The sequence below is a fragment of the Paenibacillus sp. BIHB 4019 genome, from assembly GCF_002741035.1.
Lineage (GTDB): Bacteria > Bacillota > Bacilli > Paenibacillales > Paenibacillaceae > Pristimantibacillus.
In genome coordinates, this window is record NZ_CP016808.1 from 4,642,466 (window position 1) to 4,658,831 (window position 16,366).

10 protein-coding genes are annotated in these 16,366 nt (G+C 50.0%); 7 read left to right on the forward strand and 3 right to left on the reverse strand.

The features are described from left to right. Nucleotides 1-67: 67 nt before the first annotated feature. Nucleotides 68-3,844, forward strand: coding sequence for an S-layer homology domain-containing protein (locus BBD42_RS20110; RefSeq protein WP_099519623.1), 3,777 nt, complete (start codon nucleotides 68-70; stop codon nucleotides 3,842-3,844). A gap of 264 nt (nucleotides 3,845-4,108) precedes the next feature. Further along, nucleotides 4,109-6,640, forward strand: coding sequence for an ArnT family glycosyltransferase (locus tag BBD42_RS20115; protein WP_099519624.1), 2,532 nt, complete (start codon nucleotides 4,109-4,111; stop codon nucleotides 6,638-6,640). 119 nt (nucleotides 6,641-6,759) lie between these two features. Here the strand turns inward: BBD42_RS20115 and BBD42_RS20120 are convergent, their stop codons facing one another. Beyond that, on the reverse strand, nucleotides 6,760-7,623 hold the full coding sequence (locus tag BBD42_RS20120; RefSeq protein ID WP_099519625.1) for a VOC family protein: 864 nt from the start codon (nucleotides 7,621-7,623) through the stop codon (nucleotides 6,760-6,762). 278 nt (nucleotides 7,624-7,901) lie between these two features. Between BBD42_RS20120 and BBD42_RS31835 the strand changes: the two genes are divergently transcribed. Continuing rightward, nucleotides 7,902-8,066 (forward strand): hypothetical protein, encoded by a 165-nt coding sequence (locus BBD42_RS31835; protein WP_172455568.1) that lies wholly within the window; start codon nucleotides 7,902-7,904, stop codon nucleotides 8,064-8,066. 181 nt (nucleotides 8,067-8,247) lie between these two features. Here BBD42_RS31835 and BBD42_RS20125 read toward each other — a convergent pair whose 3' ends face one another. Next, nucleotides 8,248-9,024, reverse strand: coding sequence for a Cof-type HAD-IIB family hydrolase (locus BBD42_RS20125; protein WP_056029643.1), 777 nt, complete (start codon nucleotides 9,022-9,024; stop codon nucleotides 8,248-8,250). A gap of 236 nt (nucleotides 9,025-9,260) precedes the next feature. On the opposite strand from BBD42_RS20125, the gene BBD42_RS20130 reads away from it, so the two are divergent. Next, nucleotides 9,261-10,190 (forward strand): manganese-dependent inorganic pyrophosphatase, encoded by a 930-nt coding sequence (locus BBD42_RS20130; protein ID WP_099519626.1) that lies wholly within the window; start codon nucleotides 9,261-9,263, stop codon nucleotides 10,188-10,190. Nucleotides 10,191-10,386: 196 nt separating this feature from the next. Here the strand turns inward: BBD42_RS20130 and BBD42_RS20135 are convergent, their stop codons facing one another. Further along, nucleotides 10,387-10,872, reverse strand: coding sequence for a C40 family peptidase (locus tag BBD42_RS20135; RefSeq protein ID WP_099519627.1), 486 nt, complete (start codon nucleotides 10,870-10,872; stop codon nucleotides 10,387-10,389). Nucleotides 10,873-11,990: 1,118 nt separating this feature from the next. Between BBD42_RS20135 and BBD42_RS20140 the strand changes: the two genes are divergently transcribed. The 3 genes from BBD42_RS20140 to BBD42_RS20150 are packed head-to-tail and all read left to right on the forward strand — an operon-like array spanning nucleotide 11,991 to nucleotide 16,152. Further along, the gene (locus BBD42_RS20140; RefSeq protein WP_237163165.1) at nucleotides 11,991-12,551 is read left to right on the forward strand and encodes a MarR family winged helix-turn-helix transcriptional regulator; all 561 of its coding nucleotides are present in this window, start codon (nucleotides 11,991-11,993) and stop codon (nucleotides 12,549-12,551) included. Next, nucleotides 12,545-14,272, forward strand: a complete 1,728-nt coding sequence (locus tag BBD42_RS20145; RefSeq protein ID WP_099519628.1) for an ABC transporter ATP-binding protein — start codon at nucleotides 12,545-12,547, stop codon at nucleotides 14,270-14,272. The genes BBD42_RS20140 and BBD42_RS20145 overlap by 7 nt, the downstream gene beginning before the upstream one ends. After that, nucleotides 14,269-16,152: an ABC transporter ATP-binding protein gene (locus BBD42_RS20150; protein ID WP_099519629.1), complete on the forward strand. Its 1,884-nt coding sequence runs from the start codon at nucleotides 14,269-14,271 to the stop codon at nucleotides 16,150-16,152. The genes BBD42_RS20145 and BBD42_RS20150 overlap by 4 nt, the downstream gene beginning before the upstream one ends. The last annotated feature ends 214 nt before the right edge of the window (nucleotides 16,153-16,366 follow it).

Sequence of the window (16,366 nt, forward strand, 5' to 3'; positions counted from 1 at the left end):
TATGTGTTTGTTAAGTGGTTTTTTGTAGAATGTAGTCGATTAGAGTCGAAGGAGGCGGTCAATAGTGATGAATAGGGGATACGTCAAGCATTTTTCAAGAAAATTATGGATATGGAGCATAATCATCTCAATGGTTGTGCTTCCTGTATCGGGAGTTTCAGCGCAAGCCGAAAATTGGAGTCAGTATGCGAAGCTTGGTATAACGATGAATGACAAGCTAGGTTCTTTTAATCTGCCCGTTAGCGTTTCGGTATATGGCAGTAATAGCGTATACGTTGCCGATTCGAACAACCATCGCATCCAGAGGCTGAATGTGTCTACGGGAGAATGGAGCGAGTGGAAGAAGATCGGCGGCGGGGCGGGAAGTGGATTCGGGGAGTTCAATACCCCGTCAGGCGTTGCAGTAGATGGCAGCGGCAATGTTTATGTAGCGGATACTAATAACCACCGCATTCAGAAATTGGATGCATCGACGAATACGTGGAGCTCATGGTCGAAGGCTGATGGAAGCTCGGGAAGCGGCCTGGGGGAATTTAAATCGCCTAGAGGCGTGGACGTTGACCCCAATGGAAACGTCTATGTAGCGGATACTGACAATCATCGCATTCAGAAGCTGGATGTTTCGACGAATACGTGGAGCGAATGGAAGAAGAGCGGCGGCGGTTCGGGAACTAATCTGGGCCAGTTTAATTTTCCAAGAGGAGTTACGGTAGACGGGGGCGGTAATGTGTATGTAGCTGACTCTCGGAACAACCGCATTCAGAAGCTGGATTTCTCGACTGTTCCAACAGGCGAGTGGAAGCTGGTCGGCGGGACGCTAGGAAGCGGTGTTGGTCAGTTTAAAAATCTATCCGATGTCACACTGGATACTAGCGGGAATATTTACGTAGCTGATACGGGAAATCACCGGATTCAGATGCTGGATGTTTCTACAAATTCGTGGAGCGAGTGGAAGAAGAGCGGCGGTGGCCCTGGAAGCGAATTAGGCGAGTTTAGGAATCCATACGGCGTAGCGGTAAACGAAAGTGGCGAGGTTTATGCAGCCGATAGCGAAAATCACCGGATTCAGAAGCTGGATGGGACGGCAGGCAATTGGAGCAACTGGGGTTATGTGGGGGCGGTCGCAGGCGATGGCCTTGGCGAATTTGCTGGTGTAACGGGAGTCGCGACAGATGATGAAGGCAATGTATACGCGGCAGACTACAACAACCATCGCATTCAGAAACAGGATGCGCTTACGGGGACATGGAGCGCGTGGGGGAAAATAGGCGGTGGCTCGGGTATTGGGCTGGGCGAATTTGAGAATCCGACTGGCGTAGCTGTCGATAGCAATGGAAACGTCTATGCAGCTGACCGTTACAATCACCGGATTCAGAGGCTGGACGTAGGGACAGGAATGTGGAGCCAGTGGGGAAAAGCAGGCGGAGGCCAGGGGAGCGGTCCTGGGGAATTTGAATACCCGGGCAGCGTTGCAGTAGACAACGACGGTAATGTCTATGTTGCCGATACGAATAACTTCCGCATTCAGAAGCTGGAGGCCTCTACCGGAACATGGAGAACCGTAGGCGGGGGAATCGGTAGAAGCGCAATAGGCGAGTTTAATTATCCTTTTGGTGTTGCGGTAGACAGAAACAAAAATATTTACGTTTCCGATACGGACAACCACCGCATCCAGAAGCTGGACATCTCCAAAGGCGAATGGGAGGAGGTTGGAAACGGTGAAGGCAGCGGCTTGGGAGAGTTTTACGAGCCGCATGGATTGACGGTAGACGCAAATGGCGATATCTACGTTGCAGACTTGGGCAATCATCGCATTCAGAAGCTGGATATAACGAATGGTGTGTGGAGCGAATGGTCAAAGAGCGGAGGCGCGGAAGGCAGCAGCCTTGGCGAATTTAGCAGCCCGACCGGTGTGGCGATTGACCGAAGTGAAAAAATATATGTAGCTGATTTCGGCAATAATCGGATTCAAAAATGGGTTTATGCTGCTCCGAGCGCTCCTATTAACGCGGCGGCTACGGCAGGCAATGGAGAAGCGACGATTAGCTTCGCTGTGCCATCCACCGATGGGGGCAGCGTGATTACCGGTTATACGGTAACTGCTAATCCAGGCGGGCTGACAGCGATAGGCTCGGGTAGTCCAATCAAAATGACCGGTTTGACGAATGGCCAATCCTACACGTTTACCGTTATTGCATCGAATAGAAGCGGTGATTCCCCTTCGTCGGTGGCAACGAATGCCGTTACGCCAATGACATATCCGGATGAACCGACCGGCGTAACAGCAACGGCAGGAAACGGAGAAGCGACGGTAAGCTTCATTGCGCCTTCCAGCGATGGAGGCAGCGCTATTACGGGCTACACGGTAACGTCTAATCCAGGTGGTGTGACAGCAAACGGTACGGGCAGCCCCATCAAGGTTACCGGCTTAACAAATGACACAGCGTACACCTTTACCGTAATCGCGATTAATGAAGTGGGCAATAGCGCGGCTTCTACTGCGTCAGTTGCTGTAATACCGCAAAGCGCTCCCATTAACAACGGTGGAGGAAGCTCGCCGTCTCAGCCGGCACCTTCAACGGCGCCGGAAGCCGGCCCATCTGGCAGTTTCGTTCTTATTAATGGCAAATCGCAGAACTTGGGATCGGCGAAAGTGACGAAGGTTGATTCCCAGACAGTAACAACGATTACCGTTGATCAGAAAAAGCTGGAAAGCCTGCTTGCAGCAGAGGCTCATTCGGCGGTAGTAACGATACAGTCGAAAGCCAATTCCGATGTGATTATCGCCGAGCTTAATGGGCAAATTATTCATGAATTGGAATCCAGGCAGGCGGTGCTGGAGCTGCAAACGGATAAAGCGATTTATCGTTTGCCGGCGCTGCAAATCGATATCGGGGCCATTGCAGATCAATTTGGCAAGTCGATTGCCTTGGAGAATATTCGCTTTCAGATCGAAATTGCTGTGCCCAAAGAACCGCTTAAGTGGACTCACGATGAGTCTGCTGGAGGCAAGATAGCCTTTGTCGTTCCACAGCTGGACTTTAGCGTGAGAGCCATATATTTGAACGAGAGCATCAATGTAAGTGAGTTCGATGCTTACGTAGAACGCAGTATTGCAATTCCTGCAGGTGTTGATGCGAGCAAAATGACGACGGGGGTTGTAATCGAAGCGGACGGGACGCTGCGCCATGTCCCAACGAAAATAGTAGTACGCGATGGAGTTTCTTATGCTAAGGTGAGCAGCCTGACGAACAGTGTCTATTCCTTAATCTGGCACCCGCTGGCGTTCAAGGATGCAGAGGGACACTGGGCAAAACAAGCGGTTAACGATTTGGGCTCGCGCCTGATCGTTAAAGGGGACGCGAACGGCATGTTTAATCCCAATCAAGAGGTAACCCGAGCGGAGTTCGCGGCGATTCTGATCCGTGCTCTGGGCTTGCAGCCCAAAGTGCAGGGGACGAGCTTCGTCGATGTTGCTCCAAACAGCTGGTTCGCTGGAGATTTGGGCACAGCGTCCCACTATCGCTTAATCAGTGGCTTCGGGGATGGGACGATGCGTCCGAACGATAAAATGACGCGCGAGCAAGCGATGACCCTCCTAGCCCGAGCAATGCTGCTGACGAAATTGAAGGAGAAAACATCGCCAGCAGCAGGGCAGGCGCTGGACGCTTTCACCGACAAAGGTGCGGTATCGAGCTGGGCTAAGGAAGGCATTATCGACAGCTTGAGCTATGGATTAGTAACAGGACGAAACGGAAATGAACTCGCTCCAGACGCATTTATTACCCGAGCGGAAGTGGCTGTTCTCGTTCAGAAGCTGTTGAGCAAATCGGATTTAATTTAGATAAATATCTATCTTTAGATAAAGAAGACTCAAGCTCCACTGACGGTGGTTCTTGAGTCTTCTTTGTTTGAATGTTGGCATTCCACTCAGATCCCAACGATTGTAACCTTTTTTCGCAGGCCCTCAGCCTTACTTTTATGGCTCCATTTATATCGTTTCTGCTTTTTAAGCTCATTTTCAGCTTTGCTTCATTCGATTTTCAGGGAAAAGGCGCACAATCTCTCATAGTGAAGCAAGAGACGGAAGCGAAAGGGCGGCTGAGCCATGGCAGTAATCAAAAAACAGCGCGTGGATGCCATATTAATGGTATGTATCCTCGTATCGGCATTTTTGAATGGATTTTTAATCTGGACAGATGACCATGTCAATACGTATTACACGACTACGGTCGCAAGCATGCTGCAAAGCTTCCACAATTTTTTCTTTGCAACCGTAGATTCTGGAGGCTTTGTAACCGTTGATAAGCCGCCAGTCACGTTCTGGGTGCAGACGGCTTTTGCCTATGTGCTGGGCCTGCATGGCTGGAGCGTGATTTTGCCCCAAGCATTAGCAGGTATTGGCTCGACGATTTTGCTGTATGTGCTGCTCAAACCGTCCTTTGGCCTTACGGCAGCACGAATCGGAGCAGCAGCGATGGCAACGATGCCGGTTGCGGTTGCCGTGAGCCGGACGAATAATATCGATAGCATGCTCGTTTTTACGCTGCTGCTTGCCGTGTGGCTGTTATTCCGGGGAACGAAGCAGGGCAAGGCGCTTTGGCTAATAGGCGCTTTTGCCGTCATAGGTGTTGGATTTAATATGAAAATGATGGAAGCCTACATGGTGCTTCCGGCGTTTTATTTATTTGCTTTAATGGCGTGGAAGGGCAAATGGTTTAAAAAAATCAGCCTGTTGGCAGGGGCGACCGCCATTATGCTCGTCATTTCCTTGTCCTGGGCCGTAACAGTTGATTCTATTTCAACAGATAATCGGCCTTATGTGGGCAGCAGCCAGACAAACTCCGTGTTGGAGCTGGCTTTCGGGTATAACGGACTTTCAAGGCTGACTGGAAATCGCGGAGGCAGTGCAGGCTCGATGATGGGGCCGCAGCAGCTTCCAGCGGTTGGAAACACAGCTTTTGCCCAGACGAATATTGTAAATAGCTGGTTCAGCGGCGATGTGCCAGGCGGGAACCGCAGCATTGCGGCTGTAGAGCAGGATGGGCAGGGGGCGAGCGGCGATGGTGCCAGCCGCCGTGGTGGAAGCGGTCAGGGCGCAGATAACAATAACAATTATGGCGGCGGTGCCGGAAATTTTGGCAGTGGCAGAAGCGGTAATGATGGCGGAGCTGGTGGGTTCTCAGGAGGGATTGGGGGAGCAACTGGAGCTGGCGGTTTTAACGGCGGTCCGGGTGGCGGAATGGACGGCATGGGTGGTCGCGGCGGCTTTGGCGGCGGCAGCTCAGGCGGCATGTTTGGAACAGGAACGGCAGGGCCGCTTCGTCTATTTCAAGCCGAGCTGTCCGGTCAAGCAAGCTGGTTTTTGCCTTTTATATTTGTAAGCTGCGTGGGCTTGCTGGCTAGCATTCGCAGACGGAATATGACGATGAAGCATAAGGAAGCGTTGTTCTGGCTGGCGTGGCTGGTACCGGTTATGGCCTTTTTCAGCGTCGCAGGTTTTTTTCATCAATATTATTTAATTATGATGGGCCCCCCGATTGCTGCACTGCTTGGAGCAGGCTGGAGTGAGCTGTGGAGACAATATCGCAGCAAAGAGGGCTGGGTCAGCTGGCTGCTGCCGCTCGCTATTGCCGCAACAGCGGGGTTCGAATGGTACATTATGCATCCATTTGACGCGACAATTGGCAGCGGTTGGTCGCTTGCCGTGCTAGTTGGCGGAATGGCAGCAAGTTTGCTGCTCATTGGCTGGCGGATAGCGAAGCAGAAGCAGAAGCAGGCGAAGTCATTAATACGGCAAAGTAGTCGTGCAACAGAAGGGGATGAAGCAGGGGCGGATGCTGGCGCAAATACCGAGCTGTATAGCGGGAAGCTGTCGTATGAGCAGGGCGGATATTTGACAGCGAATGCTGGCGTTCAAAACGGAAAGCATGCGGCGAGCCGACGAAAAATTTGGCAGCAGCCGGCCATAAACCTGATTGCGCTGCTCGGGCTGCTAGTGCTGTTCATTGGCCCGGCTTACTGGGCGGCGACGCCTATCGTATACGGGCAGAGCAGCCAGCTGCCGGAGGCAGGGCCTGATCAGACGAATGCCTCTTCCCGCGATGAGCCGCTCAATGAAGCCGCGCTTGCTTTTTTGAAGGCGCACAATACAGGCGAGAAGTATCTGTTTGCGACGAACAGCTACTCGACCGCAGCGCCGTATATTATCGATTCCGGTGAAAATGTCATTATACTCGGCGGTTATTCCGGCTCCGATCCCGTCTTGTCTGTAGACCGGCTGAAGGCGCTCGTGGCCGCAGGGGAATTGAAATATTTCCTCGTTTCGCAAGGCGGGCGCGGGGGCAGCAATAATAATGAGCTGACGCAGTGGATTACTTCCCATGGCAAGCAGGTTGAATCCAGCGATTGGCAGACGACAGATGTCGGCAGGAATGCGGCGGATAACAGCGATACAGCTAGCGATAATAGTGGTGTCTTCAACAGCAGTAATTCTAGCGCTGGAATTAGCGGAAGTAGTAACGGATTTTTCACGGATCGAAATAGTGACAACAGCTTCCGCGGCTTTGGCGGAGGCGGCAGCAATATAACGATTTATGAGGTAACGCCGGAAGCTGCACTTTTGAGCGGCAACGAATAAGCATGGTTTTTAAATTGAAATGGAGCCAGCTGCTTTAGCAGAAAAAGCAAAAAAGCCACGCAATACCACATGCCAGTGGTTTTGCGTGGCTTTTGCTGCAGCTGCTGCTTGCTGGCCTATTATTCCGCCACTGCAAGCTTAATCCGAATGCTGGAAGGATCGGTTGCAAAAATGATGCCGTCTGACTCGTCAACTGCTGCTCCCGCCTCACGCAGCCTGCTTATAGCTGTATCCCGTTCCGCTTGATTCGGATAGACGATGGTGAAGTAGTCCAGCCCAGTAGTATTGGCGGCTGGTGCAGGGGCGCCAATGCCGGCCCAAATGTTAAGCCCGATATGATGGTGGTAGCCTCCGGCTGAGACAAACAACGCTTTGAAATCGGTGTAATCGCCTACGATATCAAAGCCGAGCAGCCCATTGTAAAAGGCGCGGGCAGCCGGAATGCCATTAATATGCAGATGAATATGCCCGATGATTGTGCCGGGCGGCAGTAGTTTAGCAGCAGCTGGATCGGCAGCGGCAAGAAGTCCGTCCCAATCGACGGGGTTGCTCGCCATAACGTAATCGCCATTTTCTTCTTTTTTCCACTCCGAGCGTGGTCTGTCTGCATAAATTTCAATGCCATTATTGTCAGGGTCCGCGATATACAGCGCTTCGCTGACGAGGTGATCGGCTTGACCGATATGAATGCCGGAGGCGATTAGCCGGGCGAGTGCTGCGCCGAGCGCTTCACGACTAGGCAGCAGCAGGGCGTAGTGGTAAAGGCCAGTCGTCGTTCTGCGTTCGGAGACGATAGCATTTGGAATCTCTTCCAGCTCAAGGAGTGTGTTGACGCCGTCAGCCGTAAGACGCGCAGCATTGTCTCGCTGCTCAAGCACTTGCAAGCCAACAACCTCTTGATAAAATTGGAGCGAACGTTTCATATCGCTAATGTACAGCTTTACTGTCCCAAGTACAGTATCGGCATTTATGCTGTAGGTCATGTGTAATTCCTCCTATGCTAAGTTAATTACTATTTGTAACTAACTATATTTTATGAACTAACTTTTGTCAAGTTTAATGTCAATTTGAAACCCAATGTCAAATATGACGTATTATTGACTAATTGATGCTCAACTGTGGTTCTTATGTCATATATATGTTAGAGTATCGATAAGGCCTCTTGAACAAAGAGGCCTTAATGATTAGAAGGAGGAAGGAAGCATGGCAATACGGCATGGATTAGAGCTTCAAAAAACGCATACAGGAGGCGAAGTTTATTATGAACCTTAGCGGTGGGGATCACAGAAGAACACGTTCCAGCAACCCTTTTTTGTATTTGTTTTTCAAATGGATTTCTTTAACCTCATCGGCAGTTATTGTGCTGCTGTCCTTGTGGTGGCTCATTCAATTTTTGTTTCAAAGCACCGTAGTAGAAGAGCAATAAGGGGAAATAAGGCCAGTACGTTTTGCCAGGCTGACCTGCGTGAGCATGTCTAACATTAGGAAAGTGATTGGCTGAACGTAAACGGCAGCTAATTCCAAATATATTAAAAGAGGTACAGCTAACGCTTTGAGCCGTTAACTGTACCTCTTTATTTTTGAATGGAATGTCCAGGTTGGCGATATTACTTCAACAAGCCGGCGTGACGCAAGCCACCCCGAATGCCATTTTCACTCACATGAGTCGTTACGTAATCAGCGAAGGGCAGCAGCTCCGGATGGGAGTTGCCCATGGCGATGCCTAGTCCGACAGTTTCGAGCATTTCCTTGTCATTTAGTCCGTCACCGAAGGCAAGTGCTTCCTGTGCCGTCAGTCCCAAATGCTCCAGCAGCGCGGCAATGCCAAGCGCCTTGGAGCCATCATTCGTAAGCACGTCCATGGCGAATGGATGCCAGCGAATATAGCGCAAGCCTGGAATGACGTCTGTATACAGATGCTCGTCCTGCGGCTCGCAGTGAAGAAAAATTTGATAAATGTCCGCTTTTTCCCAATAGCTTGGATCGAAGCCCGGCTGCGCTACGCGCAGTGATGTCACGGAATCAAACACTTGCGGATGCGCTTCAGCGTTGGAGAAAAATGCGTCATGGCCTTCAAAGACGAGGGAATGGTTATGAAGTCCGGCATGCTCAACAAGCGCCTTGACATCTGTGCGCGGAATGGGATTGTGGTATACGGGAACGCCATTGTACACGACGTAAGCGCCGTTCAGGCTGACGAAGGAGTTAATCGCAAGCTTCTCGGCAATATCCTTGAAAAAATAAGGAGCGCGTCCCGTTGCAATAACAGCCTCGACGCCCTGCTCCTGGATTTCACGAATCGCATCAATCGTATCTTGGGGAATTTGTTTTTCTTCATCTAATAATGTGCCATCAATATCAAAAAACGCAATTTTATAGCTCATTTTTCGTAAGTCTCCTGTTCTGTCTAGTTGATGTTGTAACTCGGCAGCCAAATGTTCTATACCCCTTATACCATTCGCTTCTGTCTTTAAGCAAGCTTATTTGAGGATTGTTTGCAAAAATCTCTGTAAGGGCATAGGTATATACTTCATTATATTATATAATCAAATGTGTGAAAAACTTATTGGGCAATGCGGACTGCCGCAATCCCAAATACAAGAACTAAGGAGACAGTAAAATGGCAAAAACATTTATTTTCGGGCATAAAAATCCGGATACGGATACAATCTGTTCTGCGATCGCATATGCTGATTTGAAGGCTAAGCTGGGCTTTGAGGTTGAAGCGGTTCGTTTGGGTGAAATTAGCGGAGAAACGCAATACGCGCTGACTCATTTCAAGGCTGAGGCGCCGCGTCTTGTAGAAACGGTAGCCAATGAAGTAGAGACCGTTATTCTTGTTGACCACAATGAGCGTCAGCAAAGCGCAGCAGATATCGACCAAGTTCGCGTGCTGGAAGTTATCGACCACCACCGTATTGCGAATTTTGAGACAAGCCACCCGCTATACTATCGCGCTGAGCCTGTAGGCTGCACAGCTACGATTTTGAATAAATTGTACAAAGAAAACGGCGTAGCTATCGAGCCGCAAATTGCAGGTCTAATGCTGTCCGCAATCATTTCCGACTCCTTGCTGTTCAAATCGCCAACTTGCACCGAGCAAGATGTAGCGGCTGCTAAGGAGCTTGCTGCTATCGCTGGCGTTGATACAGATGCATACGGTCTAGAAATGCTGAAAGCAGGAGCTGACGTACGCGACAAATCGATCGCTCAGCTGCTTTCGCTTGATGCGAAAGAATTCCAAATGGGCAGCAGCAAAGTAGAAATCGCGCAAGTTAATGCGGTAGACACAAACGATGTACTGGTTCGCCAAGCGGATCTGGAAACAGCGATTAACGCTATCGTTTCGGAAAAAGGCTTGGACCTGTTCCTGTTCGTCGTAACTGACATTTTGAACAGCAATTCTGTAGCGCTTGCTATCGGCAGCGCAGCAGGCGCAGTTGAGAAAGCCTACAATGTAACGTTGGCTGACAACAAAGCCGTTCTGAAGGGCGTAGTATCCCGCAAATCGCAAATCGTTCCTGTATTGACAGAAACGCTTAGCAAATAAGTGTGAATGACGTAAGGCCGCCCCTGAATCAGCCTGATGCTGAGAGGGGGAGGCCTTTTTTTATTTGAAGGAGCATTAGAAATACAAGGATAAGCAAAAACGTCCTGAACGAATTAGCGTTCAGGACGTTTTTGCTTATATAGGAGTTCAATTGTAGAATGCGATAACTGCCCTGTAACGTGTTGAAAACGTGGGCCTAGGATTTCAATACGCGTCGTGCTGTCACGTAGCGCTTATGCCAGTATGACTCGCCAAGGCTGCTGATCGTCACGCCCGTGCTCGTAGCGCTGTGCAAAATTTTGTTATCTCCCGCATAGATAGCTACATGGCTAATGCCTCTGCCGCTCGTATTAAAGAAAACAAGATCGCCTACACTAAGGTTTTCCTTGGTCACTTTGGCTCCAACGGATGCTTGGGAGGAGGAGCTGCGTGGCAGCGAAACGCCCATGGCATCGAATATGTATTGGGTAAAGGAAGAGCAGTCAAAAGCGTATGTAATGCCTGCTGGGGCTCCATATTTATAGGGGGTTCCGATAAACTCCTTGCCGGAGTCGATTAATTGCAGGGAAGTTTCAGTTGCGGCATGTGCCTGGTTGCCGGAAGCGAAGGTGAAGGCTGTCAAACCAATACTTGCGCATAAGCTCAATTTGATGACGGAGCGAAAAAAGTTTCTCTTAATCATTATGGTGTGATTCCTTTCGTTGTACGATTCGTTTTGGCTAAAAACACTATACCACACCGAAAAATGAGCCTTTTCTCATGATGAGAGCGCAAAGGAAGGGGAAATCATGTTGTTTGGTGTTTATGAGAAGTTAATGAGAATTTATTCATTTATGTTTGAAACGTAAATGGGGGGTGTATGGGGCGCTGCGCTGCGTGAAGGGGGTGGGGCTCGATCGCCATTAGCCTTGGATTTCTATGAAGCTATTTCCACCTTATAGGTAGAAATCCAAAGCTAAAAGCGAACGCTCCGCTTCTCACTCCCACCCCCTTCACTCCGCTCCGCTTCCCCACCCCCCACTTAAAATTTCAAACCCTAAACCGAATGGCAAAGATGACAAAACACGAAGAGCAAAAAAACCAAAGGCAAACCTCAAAGGCAAACCTCAAAGGCAAACCTCAAAGGCAAACCTCAAAGGCAAATCTCAAAGGCAAACCTCAAAGGCAAACCCAAAGGCAAACCCCAAACCCCAAACCCCAAACCCCAAACCCCAAACCCCAAACCCCAAACCCCAAACCCCAAACCCCAAACCCCAAACCCCAAACCAAAGTTCAAAGCCGTTCGCTAGGACGTGTATGCGAACACAAGAGAAACAGATTCTGCTGGGCAGAGGCTGGCTTTATTAAAAACAAACGACTTGGTGGACACAGGGGCCGCTAATGCGCTCTTCACACCCATTTTAAAGCGTTATGGAGGACGATAGCGGATCTCCTGTCCGCTTACGCCTGAATATCGGGTTAAGAGCTAGATTAGCGGAATCGCAGTCCTCCAAACAAGGAGCGGGCGCCCAAGCCGGGCGATAACAGCAACAATCGAACATACGCTATGGTTCTCAAATCTTGAATCGTCTGATGAGATTGGCCGCGAATAAGAGCTAAGCAAGCGGGAGGCCAACTCTGTTTTGCATACTAACTCTAGAAGCTTGAAAATGGGTTATTGACAGCCATTTAATGAGCGCTTTATAATTAGGTTGCCTATTATTTTAGTTATAAGATAATCACAAGGAAAATAATTAATGGGAAAATAATTGGTAGCCTACATGAACGGGCAAAGAAATATAAATGAAAGGAGGGCTCTCTTTGGAACATAATGAAAACCACACAAGCAATAAGAGCAGCAAAGACAAAACGGACGACACAAGCAATGAAAGCAACGCAACAGATCATAGCGAGAAAATTACAAATGAATTAATTGGTGTGTTTCGCAGCTTTCATCGGCTGAATTGGCGGCAGAAGCCGAATCCGGACGGCAAGTTTAGCGAAATGCAGGTGCTGATGTGCATCAAGCGCGGTTCTATGAAGGCGCAGGATAAGCCGGGGATGAAAATCTCGGTTATCAGCCGATTGCTTCGGGTAACTTCTCCCACGATCACCCAACTGGTCAACGGAATGGAGGCGAATGGACTCGTGCAGAGAAACGCTGATCCCGACGATCGGCGGGCTGTCCGCATCTCGCTGACCGAGGAAGGGGAACGCATCGCGGAGAAGGTCATTGCCGATTTTATGAATCGAATGGCTGGACTTTCGCAATACTTGGGAGAGCGGGATTCGCATGAACTGGTTCGTATTTTATCCAAAGCATTTGAGTATTTTGATGAGCTGAATGAGTCTGAACAAACGGGGGATGAACAGCAATGTTAAGGTTATTTCGCTTTTTAAAGCCGTTTCGCTGGCTGATAGCCGCGGTGCTTGTGCTTGTATTTATTCAGTCGCTGTCTGATCTATATCTCCCCACGCTGATGGCGGACATCGTCGATGATGGCGTATCTAAAGGAGATACCCCGCTTATATGGAAAATTGGCTCCTTCATGCTGCTCATAGCGGCGGTCGGCGGCATTAGCTCCATCGGCGCCAGCTATTTTTCGGCAAAAGCTTCAGCGAGCTTCGGGCGCCTCGTGCGCGAGAAGGTGTTTGGACATGTGCAAAACTTCTCGCTGCAGGAGTTTGACAAAATCGGCACGGCCTCGCTCATTACGCGAACGACGAATGATATTACGCAGGTGCAGCAAGTGTTGATGATGATTATGCGCATGATGGTAATGGCGCCGATGATGTGCATCGGGGGCATTATTATGGCCATTTCGAAAGATGCGAAGCTATCGCTTGTGCTGGTTGTCGCATTGCCAGTTCTCGCTGGCGCGATATTGCTTGTCGTCCGCAAAGGCATTCCACTGTTTAAAATGATGCAGGTTCGTATGGATAAGCTCAACTTGGTGCTGCGCGAAGGACTGACCGGCATTCGGGTAATCCGCTCATTCGATCGGACAAATTATGAAAACAAGAAATTTGACGCTGCCAACAGCGATCTGACCGAAACGGCGATTAAAGTCAACAAAATTATGGCGGTCATGATGCCGCTTATGATGCTGGTCATGAATTTATCGACAGTGGCGATTATCGCAATTGGCGGGCTGCGCATCGAGAATGGCGATATGGAAGTCGGTTCACTAATGGCTTTTATTCAATATGCGATGCAAATTATGTTCTCGCTTCTAATGTTATCGATGATGCTCGTTATGATTCCGCGCGCTTCGGCATCGGCGGTGCGTATTAATGAAGTGCTGGACATGGTGCCGGATATTGCGGACAGCGCCAGCGTCAAGAATACAGGCACGCGCAAAGGCTATATCGAGTTTCGCGATGTGACGTTCAGCTATCCGGGAGCCGAGCAGCCTGCTTTATCGAATATTTCGTTCAAGGCGGCCCCTGGCGAGGTGACAGCTATTATTGGAGGAACAGGCTCTGGGAAGTCGACGCTCGTTAATTTGATTCCGCGCTTTTATGATACGGCGGGTGGCAGCATCATCATTGATGATGTGGATATTCGTGAGCTATCCCAGGAAACGCTGCGCGAAAAAATCGGCTTTGTGCCGCAAAAGGCCGTATTATTCACCGGCACGATCGCGGATAATATCCGCTACGGCAAAGAAAATGCAACCGATGAGGAAATGGAGCATGCGGCAGAGGTGGCGCAGGCGGCCGAGTTTATCGGCACGATGAAGGAAGGATTTGGCGCCAGCGTATCGCAGGGAGGAAACAATCTTTCCGGCGGGCAGAAGCAGCGTCTGTCCATTGCTCGTGCGCTCGTTCGCCAGCCAGAAATCTATGTGTTCGACGACAGCTTCTCGGCGCTCGACTTTAAGACGGATGCGAAGCTGCGTGCCGCCCTGCGTGAGGAAACGGTACATTCGACGGTATTGCTCGTTGCCCAGCGGGTAAGTACCGTGCTCGATGCTGACCGCATCATCGTGCTCGATGAAGGCGAGCTAGCCGGAATAGGGACGCATCAGGAGCTGATGGAGTCTTGTGATGTGTACCGGGAAATCGTATATTCACAGCTTTCGGAGGAGGAAATTGCATGAGTGAACAGAAGCAGAATTCCCCGCAAAGGCCGAAAGGAATCGGCATGGGTCCTCCAGGAATGGGCATGATGATGCCCCCTCAGAAGGCGAAGGATTTCAAGGGCACTTTGAAACGGCTGGCTGCCTACTTGAAGCCGCATCGCACGAAGCTTGCGCTTGTGCTGCTGACCGCGATTTTAAGTACCGTATTCAGCATCGTCAGCCCGAAAATGATGGGGCACGCTACAACGAAGCTATACGAGGGAGTAATGGGAATAGCCCAAGGCGTTCCGGGTGCCCGTATTGATTTTGATGCGATTAATACGATTCTGCTGACGCTCGTTGTGCTGTATTTGATCAGCGCCGCATTTGGCTTCATTCAGCAGTATTTAATGGCTGGCGTCGCCCAGAAAACCGTCTATGATTTGCGCAAGGATGTAAATAATAAATTTGCACGCCTGCCGCTGAAGTTTTTCGATTCGCGCTCCAACGGCGAGGTGCTGAGCCGGGTCGTCAACGATGTGGACAATATTAGCAATACGCTTCAGCAAAGCTTGACGCAGCTCATAACGTCATTCATTACCCTCGTCGGCGTCATCGTTATGATGCTGACCATCAGCCCGCTATTGACGCTAATCGTTTTCTTGACGATTCCTGCGAGCTTACTTGCAACGAAGGCGATTGCCAAGCGTTCGCAAAAATATTTTGCCGGCCAGCAGGCTGAGCTTGGACGCTTGAACGGACATGTCGAGGAAATGTACACGGGGCATAAAATCGTCAAAGCATTCGGACATGAGCGCAAATCGCTGGATGAATTTAATGAAATGAACGAGAAGCTGTATGATTCTGGCTGGCGCGCACAATTTGTGTCCGGCATCATAATGCCGATTATGAGCTTCATTAGCAATATCGGCTATGTGCTCGTATGCGTCATCGGCGGCTTGCTCGTCACGAGAAATGCGATTAAAATCGGTGATATTTTGGCATTTATCCAATATACAAGACAGTTCACGATGCCGATTACGCAGCTGGCCAACATTGCGAATATTATTCAATCTACAATCGCCTCCGCAGAGCGGGTATTCGAGCTGCTTGATGAAGAGGATGAGGTGCCCGAGGCGCAAAATGCCAAAGCGATCAGCAAGCCGGCTGGCGCCGTTCGCTTCGAGCAGGTAGATTTCGGCTATAAAGCGGATGAGCCGCTAATTAGCGGGATGAATATTGATGTGTTGCCTGGCCAAACCGTCGCCATAGTCGGTCCGACCGGAGCGGGCAAGACGACGATGATTAATTTGCTGATGCGCTTCTATGAGCTGAATGGCGGCCGTATTACGATTGACGGCGAGGACATTACAGCGCTCCAGCGCAGAAGCTTGCGCCGAATGTTTGGCATGGTGCTGCAGGATACCTGGCTGTTCAATGGCAGCATTCGCGACAACATCGCTTATGGGCGGGAGGATGCTACGGAGGAAGAGGTTTACCAAGCGGCTAGAGCAGCGCATGCGGATCATTTCATTCGGACGCTGCCAGAAGGCTATGACACGATATTGAACGAGGAAGCATCTAACATCTCCCAAGGGCAGAAGCAGCTGCTGACCATTGCCCGGGCCATTTTAGCTGATCCATCGATTTTGATCCTTGACGAGGCGACGAGCAGCGTCGATACGCGTACAGAAATTATTATCCAACGGGCGATGGGCGAGCTGATGAAAAATCGCACCAGCTTCGTCATTGCCCACCGTCTGTCGACGATTCGCGGCGCTGATCTGATTTTGGTCATGAACAATGGCTCTATTATTGAGCAGGGAAGACACGAAGAGCTGCTGGAGCAGGGCGGGTTTTATGCCGATCTGTATAACAGCCAGTTCACAGGCAAGCGGACAATTAGCGAAGTTGTATAAGGCTTTAACCAGAAAGCTTCTCCATCCGAGCGAGGATGGGGGAGCTTTTTTTTGGTGCCACGCTTCCGTGTGAAAAGCAGGGAGATGCCCATTCACCGGTTTGCAGCGAGCAATTACGTAAGCGTTTACGGCTGCCCGATTTATTTTTCAAAAGAGGGTTGATAAATGCGGTTGGATTGTTTATTATGAAGTTAAATTAATGTTATCAATAAAT

Bases quoted from the DNA above. Each gene is read 5' to 3' on its own strand.
- BBD42_RS20110 (WP_099519623.1), top strand. From the start codon at position 68: ATGAATAGGGGATACGTCAAGCATTTTTCAAGAAAATTATGGATATGG.
- BBD42_RS20115 (WP_099519624.1), top strand. From the start codon at position 4,109: ATGGCAGTAATCAAAAAACAGCGCGTGGATGCCATATTAATGGTATGT.
- BBD42_RS20120 (WP_099519625.1), bottom strand. From the start codon at position 7,623: ATGACCTACAGCATAAATGCCGATACTGTACTTGGGACAGTAAAGCTG.
- BBD42_RS31835 (WP_172455568.1), top strand. From the start codon at position 7,902: ATGAACCTTAGCGGTGGGGATCACAGAAGAACACGTTCCAGCAACCCT.
- BBD42_RS20125 (WP_056029643.1), bottom strand. From the start codon at position 9,024: ATGAGCTATAAAATTGCGTTTTTTGATATTGATGGCACATTATTAGAT.
- BBD42_RS20130 (WP_099519626.1), top strand. From the start codon at position 9,261: ATGGCAAAAACATTTATTTTCGGGCATAAAAATCCGGATACGGATACA.
- BBD42_RS20135 (WP_099519627.1), bottom strand. From the start codon at position 10,872: ATGATTAAGAGAAACTTTTTTCGCTCCGTCATCAAATTGAGCTTATGC.
- BBD42_RS20145 (WP_099519628.1), top strand. From the start codon at position 12,545: ATGTTAAGGTTATTTCGCTTTTTAAAGCCGTTTCGCTGGCTGATAGCC.
- BBD42_RS20150 (WP_099519629.1), top strand. From the start codon at position 14,269: ATGAGTGAACAGAAGCAGAATTCCCCGCAAAGGCCGAAAGGAATCGGC.